The sequence below is a fragment of the Aquabacterium sp. genome, from assembly GCF_004297345.1.
GTDB lineage: Bacteria > Pseudomonadota > Gammaproteobacteria > Burkholderiales > Burkholderiaceae_C > Aquabacterium.
Map to the genome: position 1 here is coordinate 1 of NZ_SCTN01000476.1, position 3,978 is coordinate 3,978.

The 3,978-nt window shown below is 60.9% G+C and carries 3 protein-coding genes and 2 pseudogenes; 2 read left to right on the forward strand and 3 right to left on the reverse strand.

Annotated elements, in window-relative coordinates; genetic code table 11:
* A pseudogene (locus EPO09_RS18315) lies at window positions 1-417 on the forward strand (MBL fold metallo-hydrolase); the annotation flags it as partial.
* Between the two features lie 173 nt (window positions 418-590).
* Window positions 591-1,151, forward strand: a pseudogene (locus tag EPO09_RS18320) (tyrosine-type recombinase/integrase); the annotation flags it as partial.
* A gap of 192 nt (window positions 1,152-1,343) precedes the next feature.
* Here the strand turns inward: EPO09_RS18320 and EPO09_RS18325 are convergent.
* The 3 genes from EPO09_RS18325 to EPO09_RS18335 form a co-directional block, all read right to left on the reverse strand.
* A complete protein-coding gene (locus EPO09_RS18325; RefSeq protein WP_290645317.1) occupies window positions 1,344-2,171 on the reverse strand; it encodes an SDR family oxidoreductase in 828 nt (275 codons plus the stop codon).
* Window positions 2,172-2,193: 22 nt separating this feature from the next.
* Window positions 2,194-3,081, reverse strand: a complete 888-nt coding sequence (locus EPO09_RS18330; RefSeq protein WP_290645319.1) for an SDR family oxidoreductase — start codon at window positions 3,079-3,081, stop codon at window positions 2,194-2,196.
* Window positions 3,078-3,978, reverse strand: a 901-nt coding sequence (locus tag EPO09_RS18335) for an NAD(P)-dependent alcohol dehydrogenase (RefSeq protein WP_290645321.1), incomplete at its 5' end; no start/stop codon positions are given. The genes EPO09_RS18335 and EPO09_RS18330, both read right to left, overlap by 4 nt.

Consider the following 3,978-nt stretch of genomic DNA (forward strand, 5'->3'; position numbering starts at 1 on the left):
GATGCCGTTTTTGTGGGCGACACGCTGTTTCCGCCGGATGTGGGCACAGCCCGATGCGACTTCCCGGGCGGAGATGCGCGGCAGTTGTACCGCTCGGTGCGGCAGATTCTGTCTTTGCCGGCCGAAACCCGGCTGTACATGTGCCATGACTATCCGCCAACGGAACGTGCGGTTGAGGCCGTGAACACCGTTGCATCACAACGCGCGCACAACATCCATGTCAAAGATGGCGTGACCGAAGATGAGTTTGTGACTCGCAGGCAGGCACGGGACGCGACGCTGTCCATGCCCAGGCTGATCCTGCCGTCCATCCAGGTCAACATCCGTGCAGGGCATTTGCCGCCTGCGGAGGCGAATGGGACGGTTTATCTCAAGGTGCCTGTGAATGCGTTGCGACTCATAAGCAAGTTGACATAATATACATTGTGGCAATTTACGTTAGTTGAGAAGGTGTTGCGTTTCCAAGAGCGTACCAAGGTGACACCAAGGTGACGGAAATATCCAACTTCTGCGACGCAATCATCCAACTATTGCGCTTCTGAACCTTTTGCATGAAAAGTTAGATGTTTCTGTCAGTCTGGTCGTGAAGCAAAGCGCCGTTCAAGCTCAAGGACATCTGGGCACTCCGCGTGCGACTTCAGATGGAAAACCGGGTTCGCGAACTCGTACTCTTCAACTTGGGCATTGATAGCAAACTTCGCGGTTGCGACCTTGTCAGTCTCAAGGTGCGGGACGTCTGCCACGGCGACCACGTTGCATCGCGCGCGATGGTCATGCAGCACAAAACGCAGCGGCCAGTGCAGTTCGAAATCACTACTGCGGCTCGCGAAGCCGTTCAGGCCTGGATCCAACGTGCCAAGCTGAAGTCTGAGGACTTCCTCTTTCCAAGTCGAATCCACGGCTCGCCACATCTGGGAACGCGGCAGTACGCACGAATCCTTGAAGGCTGGGTTGAGGAGCTCGGGCTTGACCCCACCGACTACGGCACTCACTCGATGAGACGAACCAAGGCAACGCTGATCTATCGGCGCACCAAGAATTTGCGCGCAGTTCAGTTGTTGCTCGGTCACTCGAAGCTGGAATCGACAGTGCGCTACTTGGGCATCGAGGTCGATGACGCCTTGGAGATTTCAGAACAGACTGAAGTTTGACCGCAAGGCAGCGCAGGCCGTCCGTGAACTGATCGTTGAACAGCTTGTCGGGCGGCCAACCTGTTGCCGAGCCCATCATCGGTCTACAGCTTCCGGGCCGTTAACCTACTCTCACTCACGGCCAGAAGCTGGCCTTGGCTTATCGCCGTCGAATATCCGCCTTCGGTAGGCAAAAAGCCCTCTAGGGTGTTTTCAGTTCGGAGCCAAAGCACCGAAGCGATACGCAGCGGTCACGCCACCATCCATGAGGAAGTCGCTGCCCGTGATGAAAGCGCCGTCAGGCCCCATGAGCAAGGCGGCCACGTTGGCGACTTCATCCGGTGTGCCTGCTCGTCCCACGGCACACGCTTCGATCATGTGCCGGTAGCCTGCGCCGCGAGGACCGTTCAATTCGTCACGGGCCAAAGGCGTGATGATGATGCCGGGGCTGATGGTGTTGATCCGTGCGCCGCGCTGCCCCCAGCGCACGGCTTCGGCCATCACCCGCAAGGCATTGCCGCGCTTGGACAGTTGATACGCGTGCAGCGTGTCCTTGACCTGACCAGGCTGCAGCATGTCGAGTTGCAGCAGTTGCTCCGTAGGGGTCATGGCCAATGCCTTGTCCTGCTCTGGCGTCAATGCGGGAAGCCGGTGGCCGGACTGGGATGAGATCACCACGCCGGCGCCCCCTTCAGCGATGACCTCGCCGAAGCACTCCAGCAGCAAGGCCGTGCCATACAGGTCCACGTGCAGAATGCGTTCGATGGGCGCCTGCGATGGCGAGACACCTGCTGCGTGAACCAACCCTGTGATGCGCCCGAGCTGCGTCACGTGGTTCACCAGGGATTGGACGGATTCGCGAGAAGCGATGTCCACGGCGTGTGCGCTGACATCGAATCCTGCGTTCGCCAACGCGTCTGCGGCCTGCTGCGAGTTTTCCTGTGTCAGGTTGGCGATGACCAAATGCTTGCCCGCACCAATGCGCCTGGCGATGGCCTGGCCGATGAATCCCGCACCGACAACAACAACGATCTCTTTCATTTCTGGCTCCTTTGCCTGTGACTTAATTCGCTTGGCCAGTGAAGTCGGCACGGTATTGCTCGTCCGATACGTGTTCTATCCAATCTGGGATGGCTCCATGGATGGGTGTCGATGTGGCGAGCAGCCGTTCATAGTCTTCCTTCACACGCGCGGGTTCAGATACCAACGGCATGTTGGGCTCGTCCAAGATGCCGTCCAGCGCCTCGGGCTGGTCCACCAGCAGCGCGCCGAACAAGCTGTCCAGATCGCTCTGGGCTGCGCCGCGCTCGGCCACCAGTTCCAGTGTCTTGTTCCTGGCTGCATCCGAAGTGAGGCTGTGCACCAGGACCTGGGCGATTTGCTGTCGCGCCACCACGCCATCGCTGGGGTCGCCCGCCTGGCGCTTGTCCCCTTGCAGGAATACCAGGCGATGCTGGTCTGCGGCGTTGTAGTCAAACCAACCGGGGCGAACGACGGTGTAAGGCATGCCACTGGCGCGGACCAGGCGCTCGCCCCGGCGCTTCCAATCGTGCGCTTGCGTGGACCGGTTGTAGGCACCGTCCCGATTGGTCGCACCGATGGATGTCATCAAGGCCACGCGAACGGATCGCCCACCCAAGGCCTGCAGGATGTTGCGAACGGCGCCGTAGTCCACCTGTTCGACACCGTTGCGGCCACCGCCGTTGGCACCATGTGTGAAGACGATGGCGTCCACGCCTTCCACGGCTGGCAACAAGGTGTCCACCCTGGTCAAGTCGCCTTCGATACGCTGCGCGGCAGAGGCCAGCGCACGGGCGCGGCTGGCATCCCGAACGAGCGCACGAACCACATGGCCACGACGCAAGGCCTCGTCCACCACGAGTCGCCCGATGCTGCCGGTGGCGCCCACCACCAGGACGTTCAGCACGGGTGTATGGGTTTTTGTTGTCATGCCGTCACCTCTTCCTGGAGTGAAGCCATGTCGATCACGAAGCGGTACTTCACATCCGACTTGAGCATGCGTTCATAGGATTCGTTGATGTCCTGGATGCGGATCATTTCGATGTCCGAGTGGATGCCATGCTGGCCACAGAAGTCGAGCATCTCTTGTGTCTCGGCGATGCCACCGATGAGCGAGCCGGCCAGGCCCTTGCGGCTGAAGACCAGGGGGCCTGTGTTGAAGTCGTCCAGGGGCCCCAGGTAACCCACCATCACGATGGTGCCACCAGACGCGAGCGTGGGCACATAGGGGTTCACGTCGTGCTTGTACGGCACCGTGTCCACGATCAGATCGAACTGACCCGCTGCTGCGGCCATCTGTGCCTGATCGGTTGAGATGACAATGTGGTCGGCACCCAGACGACGTGCATCGGCCTCTTTGCCTGGCGAGCGGCTGAAGAGCGTGACCTCTGCGCCCATGGCCTTGGCCAGCTTCAGCCCCATGTGGCCCAGGCCGCCCAGGCCCACGATGGCCACTTTGCTGCCTGGCCCCACGTTCCAGTGGCGCAGTGGTGAGTAGGTGGTGATGCCGGCGCACAGCAAGGGCGCTGCCCCGGCGAGGTCCAGCGCATCGGGTACCTTGAGCACGAAGTGCTCGGCCACCACGATCTTTTCGCTGTAGCCGCCATGGGTGCGCGTTCCGTCGATGGGGTCGGTGCCGTTGTAGGTGTAGGTCGCACCGTTTTCGCAATACTGCTCCCAGCCTTTGCCGCAAGCACCGCAGTGGCGGCAGGACTCGACCATGCAGCCCACACCGACACGGTCGCCCGCCTTGAAGCGGGTCACCTCAGGCCCGACCTCCAGCACGCGCCCCACGATTTCGTGGCCGGGCACCATGGGGTACTTGGCG

Coding starts and splice junctions, on each gene's coding strand:
- EPO09_RS18325 (WP_290645317.1), bottom strand. CDS start 2,171: ATGAAAGAGATCGTTGTTGTTGTCGGTGCGGGATTCATCGGCCAGGCC.
- EPO09_RS18330 (WP_290645319.1), bottom strand. CDS start 3,081: ATGACAACAAAAACCCATACACCCGTGCTGAACGTCCTGGTGGTGGGC.